A 17,477-nucleotide genomic window follows, 5' to 3' on the forward strand; every position below is an offset into this window, starting at 1 on the left:
CTCTCACTTTTTACGAAGTTTCGCATATAGAGCCAGTTCTCCTTCGCCTTTTCCAAGGATTCGGGCAGCATCTCTGACCGAATGCCGTAACAAGACATCGTCTACGTCAACCGACGCAGACGATTTTGTTTCATCTGTCGTTGTTTTCAATGACTCATTGGACTCTTCAACAGATGTTAAAGGTAAACTTTCTTCTTGAACCTTTAGTTCGCGTTCAGGTGGCTCCGAAGCGACGAGATCGTTCATCGACTCCATGAAAGAAAGAAGCAATGTTTCTGTCTCCTGCTTCTCTCTTTCGAGCCGTTCTACCCGCTCTTGTAATATTTGAACTTGGCGGTAACCGAACAAAAAACCGTAAGCAACCAAACAAGCAGTCATCACATATACAATATACACTTGTTCATCTCCTCACGATGTTTTTTCTTCAAGATAGGACCGCCCAAGCGCATTTTTTAACGTCTTCAGAGCTTTCGAGTGAATTTGCGAGATACGGGATGTCGAAAGTTCTAGCACCTCACCAATCTCGGTCAATGTCAATTCATCAAAATAAAACAATGAAACAACAAGCCGTTCTTTTTCAGACAAATGATCGATTTCTGCCGCAAGCACGTCAATCAACTCTCGCTGCAACAGCGTATCTTCCGGTTTTTCGGAATCAGGGTCAAAGTATGTGACAGACATGACTTTCCCTTCTTCCTGCAATGTCACAGCTTCGTCAATCGATAACATATTCGCAAAATACCCTTCTGCCATCGTCCGTTCAATCTCTGAAACCGAAAGGCCACAAGCACTCGCTAATTCACTTTTTGTAGGAGCACGATGCAACGATTGTTCAAGCTGTTCTGCCACGTGGTCGATTTTTTTTACTTTTTCCCGGACTGAACGAGGCAACCAATCAATTTTTCGTAACCCGTCGATAATGGCTCCCCGAATCCGAAAAGCGGCATACGTATCAAATTTATTATTATGCTCTGGATCATATTTCATAAGGGCATCGTACAATCCCATGTAACCCAAACTTTTCAATTCGTCGCGTTCGACGCTCTTTGGAAGCGTCACGATCATCCGTTGTACGTGGTAGTGGATTAGAAACTCGTAATGTGCTAGTAGTTCGTTTGCTGTATCCATATCACGGTCCGTATTCCAGCGATCCCACAACTGTGTAAGATGAGTCGTCATGTCGATCCCCCCTTATAGTTCTTTCGTACCCACGCTCACCGTCCGAATCGATAAAATTGATGTGGCAACGTCAAATTCAATCGTTCGTCCGTTATGTCCACCACAATCTTCCGCCACGAGCGGGATGCGATGAACTTTTAATGCTTGGCGAATCGCTTCGGCGTTTCGCTCACCGATTCGCATCGCTTCGTTCTCATATTTAAATTGAAACATCTGTGCGCCGCCTGCCATTTTGGCTTGAAGTCTTGTCGCACCTTCTCGTTTTAAAGACTGTACGAGCGTATCAATGGCGGTGTCCGCATATTTTCCTACTTCAATCGTTTGATTCTTTCGAGCAATCGCCGAGTCCGGTAACATCACATGGGCCATTGCCGCCAATTGGAGGCGGGTATCATACAAGATGATACCCACACACGATCCGAGACCGGCTGTACGTAACCGATTCGGCGCAGTTGTCTGTTTCCATTCGGCAATGCCAATTTTTAATACATCAGCCATTTCTAAGCAACCGTTCTTGAATCCGTTTGAGCGACCCATGTGTCGGTAGGAACAACACATGTCCTGCACTTACTTTTTGATCGATCATAAATGTCGTATCAATATAGAGCGCTGCATCCTCTTCGGGTTGGACCGATGTGACGACAAATTCGACGATGGACCCTGCCATATCGATTGCCGTTGCCGGTACTTGAATCATAATCGGTGTCTGTAACCAATCGCCAAGTGCCCGGGCGTATGCACCGCTCATGATATTCCCAACTTCTTCCCATGCCGATTGACCGAGTACATCACCAGAGTCAAATGAGTAGGGCATTCCGATTAACGTGGATACCATCTGTTCAGCGTCTTCAACTGCGAACAAGATGAGGATCATTCCGCGAATCTCACCATCTAATTCCAATAATACGGAGGCGACATGCCGCTCCGGACCACCCACTCGATCAGGTAAATACATAATCGGTTCCATCTCAGCAGAGGACACGGTAATGTTCACCGGCTTCGCTAACATGGCGGACAAGGCAGTGGCCGCATGTCCAGACCCTATATTTCCCAGTTCCTTTAACAGGTCTTGTTCAAACTCACTCAGCATACTGTTCCTCGAACAACGCATTCGCATCGATCAGAGAGAAGAGTTTGTCTTCCCCTTTGGCAATCGCTGTCAAATGTGCTGAAATCATATCGCGGCTCGATTCTGGAATCGGCTCAATCCGTACTTCATCGCTTTCGACAACTTCGTTCGCACGGTCGACGATGAACCCTGCGTCTCCCTGATTCAAAGAGGCGATTAAGATTCTTGTTTCGTCTGTTGGCTCAATTTCTTCATAACCTAAGCGTAAACGAAGGTCGATGACCGGTGTGACGACACCTCGAAGGTTGATGACCCCTTTGACATGTGATGGTGCGTTCGGGACCCGTGTGATTGGCTGAAGACGCTCAATTGAACGTACCGATTGCACGTCGATCCCATACGTATTTTCTTCAAGTGAAAAGACTACCCATTTCTGTTCCATCAATATTCCTCCTTAAAAGAGATCGTTACTATCTACGATAAGGGCGACGCGACCGTCACCGAGAATGGTCGCCCCAGAGATAGCCGGAATCCCTTCAAGATACGTACCGAGCGGTTTCATGACAATTTCTTGTTGGCCAATCAAATCATTGACGACGACTCCGACGAGTTTATTGCCTTTACGAACAACGACAACCGGGAATTGCGATTTTGTTTCCGATTCAATCTCAAACATTTCTTTCAAGTAAACGAGTGGGACCAATTGACCTCGGAAGTCAAAGACCCGCTCACGATGTGCTGTTAAAATATCTGCTTCATCGAGTAATGTCGTCTCAAGAATTGATGTCAACGGAATTGCGTAAGACTCCTCGCCAACTTGTACGAGCATCGCCGAGATGATCGAGAGAGTGAGCGGTAAACTAACTTGGAATTTCGTACCTTGCCCTGTGACCGTCTCTAAGGAAACGACACCACCGAGTGACTCAATTTTATTTTTGACAACATCGAGTCCAACCCCACGTCCTGACAGGTCAGTCACCACGTCTGCCGTCGAGAAACCTGGAGCAAAGATGAGCATCGCCAATTCGTTCTCAGACATCGCCGTCGCTTCATCATCCGTGATGACACCACGTTCCAACGCTTTCGAACGAACCTTGTCGACGTTAATACCTGCGCCGTCATCCTCAATCTCTATAAAGACGCGGTTTCCGCCATGATAAGCGCGTAAAGATAGCATACCTTGCTCTGGTTTCCCGGCTTGAAGACGCGCTTCTGGACGTTCGATTCCATGGTCGATCGCATTCCGAATCAAGTGAACGAGTGGGTCGCCAATCTCATCGATGACCGTGCGATCAAGTTCTGTTTCTGCACCAGAGATATCCAGCTGTACTTTCTTGTGGATTTCTTTTGCGACCGAGCGAACCATACGTGGAAAGCGATTGAACACTTGCTCAATCGGCATCATACGGAGAGTCAAGACGAGTGATTGCAATTCGTTCGTTCCACGTTTGATTTTTTCGACCGTTTCATTTAATTCAGGTTGACCAACTTCATCAGCTAAGCGCTCTAATCGTCCGCGATCGATGATGAATTCTTCGAACAAGTTCATGAGTCGGTCGATGCGTTCTAAGTTGACGCGAATCGTTTTTGCTTGAGCCTGTGCTGCCGCTTGCTCTTTTCCGTCCTTCGCGTCTTTCGATTCTTCCTTATCCGGAACACTTTGTACGATTGGTTCGGGGGCAATCGTCTCGGCCGTCACAGCGACTTCTGGTTCACTGTCGGACTTTTCTGTGAACGTACTAACTTCAACGCGTTCTACTTCTGATACTTGGGCGATGGCGTGTTCAATCACTTCTGTCGTCTCCTGCGATAGGAATAAGACGTCAAACGACAAATCGAATTGTTCTTGTTCAATCTCTTCTGTCTCAGGGTACGTACGTACGACTTCACCCAACTCTTGGAGGCGATCAAATACCATATACGCCCGTGCCGCTTTCAACACAACAGCTTCTGATAATTTGACAGTGATTTGATATGCTTCAAATCCAGATTGTTTCGCTTGATCGATGACCGAATTCGTATACAGATCGACTTCGAACGTATTTGTCTCTGACGTTTGTTCGACTACAGCCTCTTTACCACCGATGAATGATTGGAATCCGGCGACCGTTTCAGAAACATCCACGTTCGCGCCCTTTCCTCCGCTTTCGATGTCTGCAATCATGTCCTCCATCTGTTCCATAGCGATGAACATCGTATCCAACAATAATTGGTTACTTTCTTTTTTACCGCCCCGCACGAGGTCGAGCGCACTTTCCATCTCGTGTGTCAAATTTGCGACTCGTTCATATCCCATCGTCGAAGACATACCTTTCAAGGTATGTGCAGACCGGAAAATCTCTTGTACGACATCTGCGCCGCCTGTTTGCTCCAATTTAAGTAATTGCGTGTTGATTGATTGGATATGTTCTTGGGACTCATCTAAAAACAACCCTAAGTATTCGTTCACGTCCATCTCTATTACCTCCCTGTCGTTATACTCGGTTCCACTGTTTCCTTAAATTCCCCATCAAACGATTCATCAAGTGACGTGGTTTCGGCGGCGTCCCCGTAAGCGTTGTCAAAATTCGTTCGAGCCGCCAGCTAATATCACTTTTTCGATTGTATTGATAAAACGGGACTTGTGCGATGACTGCCTTTCTGACAGATGCGTCATCTGGTAGAAAGCCGAGGAATCGAATCGTTTTATTTAAAAACTGTTTGCATGCGACTTCCATCCGTTCGAAACATTGAAGTGCTTCCTCACCAGACTGAGCTCGGTTGACGATGACGCCTAGCGGTAAGTCAGGATACTGATGATGCACCAGTTTCGTATATGCATAACCATCCATTAACGAGGTAGGTTCAGGAGTCAAGATTAAAAACATCTCATCACACCCGGCAATAAATTGGAGCGAAGTGTCCGTCGCTCCAGCCCCCATATCGAAAAGGACGTAATCATATTCGGTCAGTACTTCGAGTTCTCGCATGAGAAATTGCATGTCATCATCTGAGAGATGGACGAGTTGGTCCTGCCCACTCCCTCCATGTAATATATCGACACCATACACATTTTTCTGAACAGCTGAAGCCAACGGAATACGAGCTTTGACAGACTCAATCATCGTTCTGGACTTCATTGCATTCATAAGAATATGAACGTTGGCCATACCAATGTCAAAGTCGACAATCAACACCCGTTTCCCGAGCTCGGCTAAGGCGATCGCTGTGTTGACGCATACGTTCGTTTTTCCGACCCCGCCTTTTCCACTCGCAAAGGCAATCGTCGTCGGATGGGCACCATTAATTGCTCTTAAACGCCTTGCTTGGTCCATCTTGCCCACCCTTCTTTCTCGAACAGTCGTTTCGTCAATGCATCCGCATGTCCTCGAATCAAGTCATCTGGCACTTCTTGACCATCCGTCATCCATGCGACCGGCAGACCACTCTTTTTCACCATGCGGTACATCGCATGGATATCACTCGTTTCGTCCGCTTTCGTAAAGATGAGCGAGCTGAGGGGCAACGATTCAAACTGGGAATAGATCATGTCCATGTCTTTCATTTTTGAAGTCAAACTCAACACGAGTGAAAGACTCGTTTCTGTAAAGTCATGATGCTCATGAAATTGTTCCACATATGCAGGATCACGGAAATTTCGTCCCGCCGTGTCAATCAATACGATATCTTTACGGGCAAATAATTGCTTCGCCCGTTTAAAATCATGAAAGTCATACGCCACCTCGACCGGAATACTCATGATTTCAGCATACGTTTTCAACTGTTCAATCGCTGCGATTCGATACGTATCGGTCGTGATCAAGCCGACCGTCTTGCCTTCCTTCAACTTGAAGTGCGCTGCAAGTTTAGCAAGCGTTGTTGTCTTCCCAACCCCCGTCGGTCCAACGACCATTACATATCGTTTGGCATCCGGTGGTTCAATGAAGGACGATTTGACTTGTTCGTACACATATCGTTCGACCTCTTCTATGGATTTTGTCGTATAGTACAACTCGTTCAGTGTCTCTTCCCATGATTCATCTTCAAATGACCCTGTCGAGAGTAACGATTCAACGTGTCGCAGTGAAGAGTGAAGCCTCGGTGCCGGTGCACCAACTACGCGAGGAGGTGGCGTTTGAGGTGTTACAGGTTTCGTTGATTCCGTCCGTACCGGGACAGACTGCCGCGGCTGTATGGTCGTTTGTTCTTTTTCAAGCGCTGCAATGACTTCCACTTGCTTTGAGGCGAAGAGCCCGAACCATCCGGTCTTCACTTGTCGTGAATTGAGGATGACCGCTTCATCACCGAGCTCTTGTTTTACTTTCGCCATCGCTTCTGCCATCGTCTTAGCCGTAAACTTTTTAATCTGCATCTTAAATCACCCCAATACTTTTCACTTCGACGGAACTGAGTAATTCGTTATATGCCAACACTGGAACATCGGGATAATACCGTTCGAGCAATTGTCGAACGAATAGACGAATTGTCGGTGAACATAAAATCACAGCCGATGCCCCATACCGTTCAAACATGGACAGTTGCTCGCCCGTACGTTCGATAATTTCCCGAGCTTGCTCCGGGTCGAGGGCTAAATAGTTCCCAAACTCCGTTTTCTGAACCGCTTCTTGAACGGTTTGTTCTGTCTGACCGCCGAGCGTGACCACGTAAAGCGGCCCCTCAGGAGGCTTCACTTGATCGGTCAACTGACGTGACAAGCCTTGACGGCAATACTCTCCAAGAATCTCTGCATCTTTCGTCACTTTTCCGTAGTCTGCCATCGTCTCGAACAAAAGAGGCAAGTTTCGAATCGATACATTTTCCTGTAACAAGTGGCGTAACACCTTTTGAATCTCGCCGATTGAGAGAACCGATGGCGTGACATCTTCTACTAGAACCGGATGAGTTTCCTTCAAATGTTCGACGAGTTGCTTCGTTTCTTCTCGTCCGAGTAAGTCAGCGGCATGTTTCTTCAGCGTCTCTGTTAAATGTGTCGCGACAACGGATGGGGGGTCGACAACGGTATACCCGCTCATCTCTGCCCTCGTCCGAGTCTCCTCATCAATCCAAAGAGCAGGAAGCCCGAATGCCGGTTCTGTCGTTTCAATCCCATATACTTCAGGGTCTTCAATCCCCGGACTCATCGCCAAGTAATGGTCAAGCAGCAATTCACCTTCCGCGACGACATTCCCTTTCACTTTAATTCGGTAGGCGTTCGGTGAAAGTTGCAAGTGGTCACGAATCCGGACAGTCGGTAAGATAAACCCGAGTTCGAGTGCGAGTTGACGACGAATCATGACGACCCGATCTAACAGGTCACCACCTTGCGACTCGTCCGCAAGCGGAATCAAGCCATATCCGAATTCAAATTCAATCGAGTCAATTTGCAACAACGAGACAACCGACTCAGTCGGTGCTGTTGAAGGTTCTTCCTCGATCATCGGTTCTTCCGTTGCCTGACGGATGTTACGTCGCATCGTATAGGCACCGAAGAACGCGGTACCAGCGATAATCATCGTTACCGGAAGAAGTGGTGGTGACACGAATCCAAGCATGAAGACGATCGAGCCTGCGATATAGAGCAGCGCCGGGTTTTGCCCGAGCTGGTCAATCACATCTTCTCCTAAGTTCCCGTCCGAGACGGCACGGGTCACGATAATCCCAGTCGCTGTTGAAATTAAGAGAGCCGGGATTTGACTGACTAGCCCGTCCCCAATCGTCATGAGTGAGAACGTTTGAAACGCTTGTCCAACCGGTAAACCCATTTGAGCGACACCGATGATAATTCCAAAAATCAAGTTGATTGTTACAATAATAATCCCAGCGATGGCATCCCCTTTAACGAACTTCGAGGCACCATCCATCGACCCATAAAAGTCGGCTTCACTTTGAATTTTACGGCGACGAATCTGAGCCTCTTTGTCATCAATCAACCCAGAGTTCAAGTCGGCATCAATGGCCATCTGTTTCCCTGGCATCGCATCGAGCGTAAAACGTGCAGATACTTCAGACACACGTTCCGCACCCTTCGTGATGACGACGAATTGAATGATGACGAGAATCAGGAAGACGACGAACCCGACAAGGACGTTCCCGCCGATTACAAAGTCACCGAATGTCGCGATGACTTCCCCACCGTACCCGTTCGAAAGAATCGAACGAGTCGTCGATACGTTCAACCCGAGACGAAACAACGTCACAATCAATAAGAGAGAAGGGAATACGGAGAAGTCGAGTGCTTCTCTGGCATTCATCGCTACAAGTAAAATCATGATCGCGATTAATATATTTACGATGATTAAAAAATCTAATAAAAAGCCCGGTAACGGGATGATTAGCATAATGACAATCATCAAGACGCCAATCAAAATTGCAAAGTCTTTCGCTTTTACTGCCAACACATACTCCTCCTCAAGACGGTTGCTTCATTTGGTAGACGAATGCGAGAACTTCCGCAATCGCTTGATAAAACGACTCATCTACCACCTCACCGATGTCGATTTGCGCATAGAGTGCTCGTGCGAGCGGCTTATTCTCTACAATCGCCACGTCATGTTCTTTTGCTACATCTCGAATATGAAAGGCGACTCGGTCGACACCTTTTGCGACAACGAGTGGTGCAAAGTCTTTCGTATCGTCATATCGAATGACGACCGCGTAATGGGTCGGGTTCGTGATGACGACGTCTGCATTTGGAATTTCTTGCATCATACGTCGCATCGCCATTTCTCGTTGCTGCTGTTTGATCTTTGATTTAATGAGTGGATCACCTTCGGAATTTTTGTACTCATCTTTAATATCTTGCTTTGACATTCGAATCGATTTTTCGAAATCAAAACGTTGATAGAAAAAGTCAAGTAACGCAAGTGCGAGTAAAGCGACACTCACCCAAAGTCCAAGCTGAATCGTAATACTCGCGAGTGCGATAATCGATTCTCGAATCTGTTCGACGGCCATGCGAGACAATTCTTTTTGATTTTGCCAAAGGACAGCAACTGCGGTTGTCAGGATGATTAAAAATTTGAATAAGGACTTTAAAAATTCGACGACCGCTTTCATACTGACGATGCGTTTCACCCCTTTAATCGGGTCAATCCGCTCGAGCTTCGGCTGAATAGCCTCTAACGAAAATAGCGCTCCAATTTGGAGGTAGTTGATCAAAATCCCAAACACGACGGCAACGATAAAGAATGGTGCTAAAATCAATCCAACGCGCAGCATCAAATCGACCACCATATCCGACATGCCTCCAGTCACATTGAACAATAAATATTCCGGACTGAGTAAATCTCCAATCAACGAAAGTAATTGTTGACCGATAAATGGCCCAAAAAACGATAACATGAGGAACATTACAAAGAGCGCAAACGCTCCAGTCAAATCCGCAGACTTAGCGACTTGCCCTTTCTTCCGAGAATCCTCTCGTTTACGCGGTGTCGCTTTTTCTGTTTTTTCACCTGCAAAAAACTGTAGATTGACCGATAAAGGGTATAGAGGCTTCTTCATGACGCGTCTCCTAGTATAAGCATAAAATCGTGCATCACTTCTTGAAGCAGCGGAATGAACTGGCTAATTGATGTCAGTGTCAGCCCTAACAACAAGACCATGACGGAGAACCCGGCAATGAGTTTGAATGAAAAACCAATAGCAAAGATATTGAACTGCGGTGCCGACTTCGCCAAAAAACCAAGTGCTAAATCAACAAGTAATAAAGACGCCATCATCGGTAACGCTAACTGTAATGCGACCATCATCGTCATCGTGACGACTTTTACGGCCATCATGAGCGAGGCTTCGGTAAAGTTGATCATCGGTTGACCGGGTGGGTAGATTTGAAAACTATAGTAAATACCATCAATCAGCAGAAGATGCAAGTTACTCGTCAATAAAATGAATAGCGTAAAAATATAATAAAATCGTCCGATCAATGGCGATTGCCCTCCAAACATCGGATCATACGCGGAAGCCATTGCCAAACCGAGTTGTAAATCGATCACCCCACCGGCAATTTGCGGAGCAAAGAAGAGAATATTAATCAATAATCCGAGCAATAGTCCGATTACGACCTCATATACCACTTGCAACACAAACCCATTGGTCATTTGTATCGGCTCGGTCAATGTGAACATCGCGTAATACGCTAAAAACGCACTGAACCCCACGCGATGCATGACCGGTAACTGCTTCGTCGAGAACAACGGGACACTGACAAAAAAGCCAGACAGTCGCGCGAACGTTAACCCATACATACTGATGAAATCGACTGCATTCATTTCGACGCAACCTCAACCATTAGCTCGAAGATCAATCGGGTGAACCCTTCAATCTGTTGAAGCATCCATGGTCCGAATATAACCAGTCCAATAAAGACTGAGATGATTTTTGGGACGAACGATAATGTCTGTTCTTGAATTTGAGTCGTGGCCTGTAAAATCGAGATCACGAGACCGACAATCAGTGAGATGAGTAAAAGTGGCATTGCAATTTTTAATAATGTCCACACACTCTCTGTTGCCAAATAGATGACCATTTCTTGTGTCATGTCCGTTCCCCCTACATACTTCTAAGCAATGATTCCACAATCAAGTGCCAACCATCGACCAATACAAACAGTAATAATTTAAACGGTAGTGCGATCATAACCGGTGGAAGCATCATCATCCCCATCGACATGAGGACACTTGCGACGACCATATCAATGATTAAAAACGGTAAGAAGATCATGAAGCCGATTTGGAATGCGGTCTTCAACTCACTGATCGCGTAAGCAGGTACCAAAGCGAGAAGCGGTACATCATCAAGTGTTTCAGGCTGGTCGTAATTCCCATACTTCAAAAACAATTGCAAATCCTCTTGTCTCGTATATTTCGACATGAATGCCTTCATCGTCCCACTCGCCTCATCGAACGCCTCATCTTGTGAGATCTTGTCATCGAGGTAAGGCTTCAAAGCGTTCTCGTTTAAGTCAGAGAGAACCGGCGACATGACGAACAGTGTGATAAACAATGCCAATCCGACAATCAATTGGTTTGGCGGGGTTTGCTGTGTACCGAGCGCTGGTCGAATGAATGACAGGACGACCACGACCCGGGTGAAACAGGTCATCAAGATTAAAAAGGATGGTGCAAGCGTCAGTAACGTCAACAAAATCAATAACTTGATGGATGTCGAGGTACTGTCCGGTGTTTCTAAATTGATTAATTGCTCAAACGTTGTCATGATTTCTTCCTCACTTCTTCTAGCTGAGCAAGTTGTTTCTTAAAGGTGTCTAAAAATGCATTCGAATTTGACGTTCGGAGTGACAAAGATTCTGTTTGCTCGTCATCCACCGCTTCCGCATCGAGTCGATCGATCAGTTGAATCGAGTCACCTACACCAAGGACGTACACTTGGTCCCCGAGCTTCACGAGCTGGACAGAGCGATCTTTTCCGAGAGGGACACCTCCGAGATGTTTCATATGTTGAGTCGCTTTCACGCCTTGTGTTTTTGAACTGAGCCAACGCATCAAGACGATGAAACCGCCGACCACGACAACGAGACTTAACACGACTTTCACGCCATTGCCAATCGTTGACGCTGTCGTTGGAACTTTACTTTCCACTTCATCTGTCTGTTGTTGCTCGAATTGTTGGTCTACGGTGGCGGCCTCAACCGTGGCCGGAACAAAGAGCCCGACCACGAGAAGAATAATCAACCACCATTGCTTCATTGTGCGACCGTTTTAGAAACTGCTTCGATGACGCGTTCTGCGTTGAACGGCTTGACGATGAAATCTTTCGCACCGGCTTGAATCGCATCAATGACCATCGCTTGTTGCCCCATCGCCGAACACATAATAATTTTAGCGTTTGAGTCAAAACTGCGAATTTCTTTCAAGGCTGCCAAACCGTCCATCTCAGGCATCGTAATATCGAGTGTGACGAGATCCGGTGTGAGTTCACGGTATTTCGCAATTGCGTCCGCTCCGTTCTCCGCCTCACCTACTACGTCATATCCGTTCTTTGTCAAAATATCTTTGATCATCATGCGCATGAACGCTGCGTCATCCACTACTAATACTTTTGCACTCATTCTAATTTCCTCCTTAGACGATTCCGATCCGCTCATGCGGTTGAATAATTTCTGTTACACGTACCCCAAAGTTTTCTTCAATGACCACAACTTCTCCTCTAGCGATTCGTTGTTGATTGACATAAATATCGACCGGTTCACCTGCTAGCTTGTCGAGTTCGATGATGGAGCCTTGCGATAACTCAAGCACTTCCCGAACCGATTTTTTCGTTCTTCCTAACTCTACTGTCACGTTCAACGGAACGTCATACAATAGACCAAGGTTCGCCGGGGCTGCATCTTGTGAGGCCGATGATTGGAGCGGCATAAATTCTGCCTGACTCACTGCCACTTCAGGCATGGGCTTTTGCTTATCCGGTTGCGGGGCAACAGATTGTGATTGTGCTTGCGGTTGCGGTTTTGGTGCTTCCACTTTCGGTTGCTCTTTTACCGATTGTTTTACTTCCCCGGTTGCTTTCATCAACTCATCGACCAATTGCTTTCCAAACTGAATTGGTGCAATCTGGACGATTTTAGAGTCAATCAATGTGCCCACTTTGAGATTGAATTCAATGAGTACCATTGTTTCCCAAAGTTCAAGCCGATCGATAATGGTCTGATTCTTCGTTGCATCAAATACTTCAACAAGTGGTGGGGAAATGTCGATTTTTTTCGAAAATACCGTCGACAGTGACGTTGCTGCCGCACCCATCATCTGGTTCATCGCTTCTTGAACAGCCGATAAACGAATCTCATCGAGACTATCAGGATCTACATTCTCACCCGTTCCACCTAGCATAAGATCAGAAATGATGGCCGCATCTTCGCGAGTCAACACGAGGACGTTCTCCCCTTTAATTCCTTCTGTGTAACCAACACGTAAGGCCACGTGAGGAGTTGGGTAACGCTCACGCAAGGCATCAATTGTCACTTCACTGACAATCGGTGTCGTGATTTCAACTTTTTGTTGTAGTAGTGTCGACAAGGCCGTTGCCGAGTTGCCGAACGAAATGTTACCAATTTCCCCAAGTGCGTCGCTCTCCATCGAATCTAAATGTTCTTCTTTCACTTCGACTTCCGGCGTCGGCGTATTGTCGCTTGTTCCACGTAATAACGCGTCAATTTCATCTTGTGACAGCATCTCACTCATTGCTCTTCCTCCTTCACACGGTGAAGCACTTGCACAGCCATTCGCTTCCCGCTCACACCGACTTGCCCTTTAAATACTTTATTTTCTCCCACCATGACGGATAGAGGTTCTTTCGCTAATTGATCAAGTGCCAAACAATCTCCAACTTCTAGATGCAGTAAATCTCCAAACGTAATTGTCGTCTCACCGAGTAAAGAGACAACCTCGACCGCCGAGTTCATCAACTGGGCTTTGAGCGGTTCTTTACTCGATTCGCTCGCATTCCGACGATTCGCTTCCTGCATCCAATAATGACTCGAGAGTTTGGATAAAACAGGTTCGATTGTCACGAATGGGAGACAGACGTTGATTGTCCCACTCACTTCCCCAATCGTCACTCCAATCGAGATCAACACGACCGTCTCGTTTGGTGAAACGAGTTGCAAGAACTGCGGATTCACTTCAACAGCAGACATTTCTGCTTTAATCTCTGCAATCGATTCCCATGCATCCCCATAACTTGAAAAGGCACGCTTGTACAATTGCGTCAAAATCCGCATCTCGATTTCAGTGAACGATTCGATTTTATCCACCTCGACACCCGGGCCACCAAGTAAGCGGTCTAACATCGCATACGAAATGTTCGGGTTGACCTCGATGATGAACCGACCGTTGAGCGGTGGCGCTTCAATCAAGTTGATCATCGTCATACTCGGAATAGAATGAATGAATTCATCGTACGGTAATTGTTCGACCGAGTTGACCGAAAATTGAACATATGTGCGAAGCTGGGCCGAGAAAAATGTCGTTAACATGCGAGTGAAGTGCTCGTGAATCCGAGTTAAACTACGAATTTGATCTTTAGAAAATCGAACGGCTCGCTTGAAGTCGTATTGTCGAACTTTTTTCTCTTCCTCTTGTGCGAGAAAGGAATCCGCTTCGACATCCCCACTGCTTAGAGCAGATAGTAAGGCATCAATTTCTTGTTGAGACAGTACTTCTCCCATGATGCCACCTCACTGAATAATTTTCTTCGTCATATAGACGCGTTGGACTTCACCTTCTTCAAGCAGTCCGTTAAGTTGTTCTCGTAATGTTTGTTCGAACTTTTGCATATCTTCTTTCGTCGTCAACTGTGCTTTGGTCATGCCAGCCAAATCGCCAAGAATAACGTTATGAACTTGGAACTTGCGCAGTTCTAAATTCTCTTTTGTTTCAGCTGCATCAGTGACAATCGTAAATTGAACGTTGATGAAACGCTCGTCTTGAATGTTTGTCGTCATATCATCTGTCATGAAACTACGTTCCGCCAACTCTTCAGCCGTGACCGGTTTCGTTTTAGCAGTGACGTTATCACCGAAGACGTATTTGTAGGTCATGAACCCGGCTCCGCCCATGACGAGCAGGACGACTAGCAAGATAATCACGACCTTCAGGCCGCCACCTTTTTTCTTTTCTTCTTCACTCATCTTCTTCACCTCTTGTGAACATCGTTCCGACTAAACCAATTGAGCGGTAAAAGACTTCGGTTCGTTCAATGATTTGGTCTTTCGTTTCTTTCACGAGATACGTTTTGCCATTAAACAATTGGATAATCGTGTCGGGCTCTGCTTTCACCGTTTCGATGAGCAGGGCGTTGAGCACGAACTCCTCACCTCGAAATGCCGTGACGCGAATCATCAGCGTTTCAAGTTAACGAGCTCTTGAAGAATCTCGTCTGAAGTTGTAATAATACGTGTATTCGCCTGGAAACCACGTTGTGCCACAATCATTTCCGTGAACTCTTCAGAGAGGTCAACGTTTGACATTTCAAGCGCACCGGAGACGAGTGTTCCTCTACCTTCTGCCCCCGGGACTCCAATCTGCGGTACACCTGAGTTTTGTGATTCAGAAAAGTTGTTTGCCCCAGTCTTTGAAAGACCTGCATTGTTCGCAAAGTTTGCTGTGACAATATAACCCGCAACTTGTAATTTACCTGCATCATCTACAAAGCTGACTTTACCGTCTTTTGCAACCGAAATCGCTTTGGCAGTTGGAGGAATCTGAATACGGCCATATCCATCTGCTGGACCAGGAGTTACCGTTGGATCGTATGGTGCAATTGCGGTTTCAACAGAATTAAGTGGTGGAGTTCCAGCTGGTGGTGTCGCTGTACGAGAAGCTAGTAAGAACGTCCCGTCCCCAGTGACAAGGTTTCCATCATTGTCAGTATAAAAGTTACCTGCACGAGTATATTGGAATCCATTTTCAGTTCGTGTTACATAAAAACCTTCACCTGAAATTCCAACATCAAGGGCACGCCCTGTATTTTGCATGGCCCCTTGGTTGTACACGTTATCGACCGTTGCCATCGTACCACCTAGTCCGATTTCTTTCGGGTTAATCCCCCCTGCAGTCGTTCCGTTACCACCCGATGCACTACCAACTTGCTGACTGACGAGGTCTTTGAACGTGACGCGACCTTTTTTATATCCGAACGTGTTGACGTTGGCGATGTTGTTCCCGACGACGTCTAGCTTTGATTGGAAGTTCTTCAATCCACTGATTCCTGAGTACATTGCTCTTAACATTATATTTCCCCCTACGCTTATTTGATGGAAGTGATATCGTATACGCTGACTGACGTGCCGTCTTCAAGATCGGCCATATACCCTGTTAAATCATTTCGAGAGATTGAGACAACGCGACCTGACCCTTTTGTCGTCTCTTCGCTCGTTTCTGATGTGAAGTCGATTGTTTTACCAATCATGCTACTGTATTCAGAAATCGATGACATATGGCGGTCAACGAGGACAGAGTCAAGTTGTTTCGAAATCGTTTGCATCTGTTCGAGTGAAGAGAATTGCGCCATCTGTGCGATGAATTCACGGTCTTCCATCGGCGACATCGGGTCCTGGTTCGCGATTTGAGCGAGTAACAATTTCATGAACATGTCTTTGTCGTATTGATTCGTCGCTTTTGGAAGCGACTGGTCTGGCAATGTATAATCATTCGTCTTCGGCTGGATGCTCGTCATCTTCAGATCCTCCTTTCGGCTGTTCGTTAGGTTGTTCCTGGTCCGGTTGCTCAGAACCTTCTGACGTGCCCGACTTCGAATCAAGAGCTTGTTGTGTCAAGTTGACCTCAACCCGAACGTTTTGAGAATGAGGTGCCAATGTTTGCTGCAACTGTTGGACTTGCGACTGAATCAGTTGCTTCGCCTCTTGGCTACTTGCAAACATTTTGACGACAAGCTCCCCGTTCTTCCGTTCCAACTTGACGACAAGTTCTCCAAGTTGCTCCGGATATAGCCTCACGGTGAACACTTTTGAACCATCCGCCCCACTTTTGAACGGTGCCTTTTGAAGAGCCGCTTCAATCCGAGCTTGTAAGTTTTCAGGAAGTGACCCTTTTGAAGCATACATGACGGTATCCACATCAATTTGTGGTCTCGACCAGTTCATTCCTTTCGGCATCCAGTCGACATTACTTGACTGAAGTGCAGGTTTTGCTATTTTTACGGTTTCAACATTCGTCATTACGGGAACTTCTTTCATTGTGCCCTCGCCTGGACCTTTATGTTGCGTGATGATCCGCTGAATCGTTTGAACATGCTTTGCAAGTTCTTGATTCGGAACAGGTTGAGTGACTGGAACATGTGGCGTTTGACCAGCTGCTTCTTTTTGGTTCATTACATTGATTGATGAGCTAGCCTGCGTAATCACCGGTAAAACCGAAGACGAGAGCGTCTCAGCTTCTTGTGAAGAATTGGACAATTGCCCGAGTAATCCTACATACGCATCCATAAACGTACGATACGCATCTTGCGGTAATGACTTAAGCCAATCCAACGTGTCAGGTTTTTGAAACCATGACTCGAGTTCCTTAGCCATCTTTTCAAGGTCGACCGCTGCTTCAGGAAGCGCGCCTTCTTCAAGATGAGGAAGTGCTGTTTGCTCTCCAGAGCCTTGCGTCGAACCGAGCATCGCCGACAGGAGGTCTAGAAAGCCGCCTGCACTCTGCGACTCACCTTCCGCAACTCCGGCTCGAGCCGTTGATCCTTGAATGGCTTGTGTCAATAAAGCGATATTCAA

The 17,477-nt window shown here is 46.5% G+C and carries 22 protein-coding genes; all 22 read right to left on the minus strand.

Annotation, left to right across the window (positions count from 1 at the left end; all coding sequences use genetic code 11):
- Positions 1 to 3 precede the first annotated feature (3 nt).
- Genes P400_RS0110865 through P400_RS0110970 form a run of 22 tightly spaced genes read right to left on the minus strand, consistent with a single transcriptional unit; the run spans position 4 to position 17,477 of the window.
- Positions 4 to 396: a hypothetical protein gene (locus P400_RS0110865; RefSeq protein WP_026826224.1), complete on the minus strand. Its 393-nt coding sequence runs from the start codon at positions 394 to 396 to the stop codon at positions 4 to 6.
- Positions 397 to 408: 12 nt separating this feature from the next.
- Complete coding sequence (locus tag P400_RS0110870; protein WP_026826225.1) at positions 409 to 1,179, minus strand: FliA/WhiG family RNA polymerase sigma factor; 771 nt, start codon at positions 1,177 to 1,179, stop codon at positions 409 to 411.
- A gap of 12 nt (positions 1,180 to 1,191) precedes the next feature.
- On the minus strand, positions 1,192 to 1,677 hold the full coding sequence (locus tag P400_RS0110875) for a chemotaxis protein CheD (protein WP_026826226.1): 486 nt from the start codon (positions 1,675 to 1,677) through the stop codon (positions 1,192 to 1,194).
- Positions 1,670 to 2,269, minus strand: a complete 600-nt coding sequence (locus P400_RS0110880; protein WP_026826227.1) for a chemotaxis protein CheC — start codon at positions 2,267 to 2,269, stop codon at positions 1,670 to 1,672. Before P400_RS0110880 ends, P400_RS0110875 begins: the two co-directional genes overlap by 8 nt.
- Positions 2,259 to 2,690: a chemotaxis protein CheW gene (locus P400_RS0110885; protein WP_026826228.1), complete on the minus strand. Its 432-nt coding sequence runs from the start codon at positions 2,688 to 2,690 to the stop codon at positions 2,259 to 2,261. The genes P400_RS0110880 and P400_RS0110885 overlap by 11 nt, the downstream gene beginning before the upstream one ends.
- Before the next feature lie 12 nt (positions 2,691 to 2,702).
- Positions 2,703 to 4,703: a chemotaxis protein CheA gene (locus tag P400_RS0110890; protein WP_026826229.1), complete on the minus strand. Its 2,001-nt coding sequence runs from the start codon at positions 4,701 to 4,703 to the stop codon at positions 2,703 to 2,705.
- A 19-nt stretch (positions 4,704 to 4,722) separates the two neighbouring features.
- On the minus strand, positions 4,723 to 5,562 hold the full coding sequence (locus P400_RS0110895) for a MinD/ParA family protein (protein WP_034771109.1): 840 nt from the start codon (positions 5,560 to 5,562) through the stop codon (positions 4,723 to 4,725).
- Positions 5,541 to 6,599 carry a flagellar biosynthesis protein FlhF gene (locus P400_RS0110900; protein ID WP_026826231.1) on the minus strand — a complete coding sequence of 353 codons (1,059 nt, stop codon included), beginning with the start codon at positions 6,597 to 6,599 and terminating at the stop codon, positions 5,541 to 5,543. The genes P400_RS0110895 and P400_RS0110900 overlap by 22 nt, the downstream gene beginning before the upstream one ends.
- A 1-nt stretch (position 6,600) precedes the next feature.
- Entirely contained in the window at positions 6,601 to 8,622 is a 2,022-nt protein-coding gene (flhA, locus tag P400_RS0110905; RefSeq protein WP_026826232.1) for a flagellar biosynthesis protein FlhA, read from the minus strand.
- Between the two features lie 13 nt (positions 8,623 to 8,635).
- Positions 8,636 to 9,730, minus strand: coding sequence for a flagellar biosynthesis protein FlhB (gene flhB / locus P400_RS0110910; RefSeq protein ID WP_026826233.1), 1,095 nt, complete (start codon positions 9,728 to 9,730; stop codon positions 8,636 to 8,638).
- Complete coding sequence (fliR, locus tag P400_RS0110915; protein WP_026826234.1) at positions 9,727 to 10,497, minus strand: flagellar biosynthetic protein FliR; 771 nt, start codon at positions 10,495 to 10,497, stop codon at positions 9,727 to 9,729. The genes flhB and fliR overlap by 4 nt, the downstream gene beginning before the upstream one ends.
- Positions 10,494 to 10,766: a flagellar biosynthesis protein FliQ gene (gene fliQ / locus P400_RS0110920; RefSeq protein ID WP_026826235.1), complete on the minus strand. Its 273-nt coding sequence runs from the start codon at positions 10,764 to 10,766 to the stop codon at positions 10,494 to 10,496. Before fliQ ends, fliR begins: the two co-directional genes overlap by 4 nt.
- A gap of 11 nt (positions 10,767 to 10,777) precedes the next feature.
- Positions 10,778 to 11,443, minus strand: coding sequence for a flagellar type III secretion system pore protein FliP (gene fliP / locus P400_RS0110925; RefSeq protein ID WP_026826236.1), 666 nt, complete (start codon positions 11,441 to 11,443; stop codon positions 10,778 to 10,780).
- Positions 11,440 to 11,934, minus strand: coding sequence for a flagellar biosynthetic protein FliO (locus P400_RS0110930; RefSeq protein WP_026826237.1), 495 nt, complete (start codon positions 11,932 to 11,934; stop codon positions 11,440 to 11,442). The genes fliP and P400_RS0110930 overlap by 4 nt, the downstream gene beginning before the upstream one ends.
- A complete protein-coding gene (locus P400_RS0110935; protein WP_026826238.1) occupies positions 11,931 to 12,296 on the minus strand; it encodes a response regulator in 366 nt (121 codons plus the stop codon). The genes P400_RS0110930 and P400_RS0110935 overlap by 4 nt, the downstream gene beginning before the upstream one ends.
- 13 nt (positions 12,297 to 12,309) lie before the next feature.
- Positions 12,310 to 13,425, minus strand: coding sequence for a flagellar motor switch phosphatase FliY (gene fliY / locus P400_RS0110940; protein WP_026826239.1), 1,116 nt, complete (start codon positions 13,423 to 13,425; stop codon positions 12,310 to 12,312).
- The gene (gene fliM, locus P400_RS0110945; RefSeq protein ID WP_026826240.1) at positions 13,422 to 14,411 is read right to left on the minus strand and encodes a flagellar motor switch protein FliM; all 990 of its coding nucleotides are present in this window, start codon (positions 14,409 to 14,411) and stop codon (positions 13,422 to 13,424) included. The genes fliY and fliM overlap by 4 nt, the downstream gene beginning before the upstream one ends.
- Before the next feature lie 9 nt (positions 14,412 to 14,420).
- A complete protein-coding gene (locus tag P400_RS0110950) occupies positions 14,421 to 14,873 on the minus strand; it encodes a flagellar basal body-associated FliL family protein (RefSeq protein WP_026826241.1) in 453 nt (150 codons plus the stop codon).
- Positions 14,866 to 15,084 (minus strand): flagellar FlbD family protein, encoded by a 219-nt coding sequence (locus tag P400_RS0110955; RefSeq protein WP_026826242.1) that lies wholly within the window; start codon positions 15,082 to 15,084, stop codon positions 14,866 to 14,868. The genes P400_RS0110950 and P400_RS0110955 overlap by 8 nt, the downstream gene beginning before the upstream one ends.
- Positions 15,084 to 15,974 (minus strand): flagellar basal body rod protein FlgG, encoded by an 891-nt coding sequence (flgG, locus tag P400_RS0110960; protein WP_026826243.1) that lies wholly within the window; start codon positions 15,972 to 15,974, stop codon positions 15,084 to 15,086. The genes P400_RS0110955 and flgG overlap by 1 nt, the downstream gene beginning before the upstream one ends.
- Positions 15,975 to 15,991: 17 nt before the next feature.
- Positions 15,992 to 16,420 (minus strand): flagellar hook capping FlgD N-terminal domain-containing protein, encoded by a 429-nt coding sequence (locus P400_RS0110965; protein ID WP_026826244.1) that lies wholly within the window; start codon positions 16,418 to 16,420, stop codon positions 15,992 to 15,994.
- Entirely contained in the window at positions 16,392 to 17,477 is a 1,086-nt protein-coding gene (locus tag P400_RS0110970) for a flagellar hook-length control protein FliK (protein WP_026826245.1), read from the minus strand. Before P400_RS0110970 ends, P400_RS0110965 begins: the two co-directional genes overlap by 29 nt.

It is taken from the genome of Exiguobacterium marinum DSM 16307 (genome assembly GCF_000620845.1).
GTDB lineage: Bacteria > Bacillota > Bacilli > Exiguobacteriales > Exiguobacteriaceae > Exiguobacterium > Exiguobacterium marinum.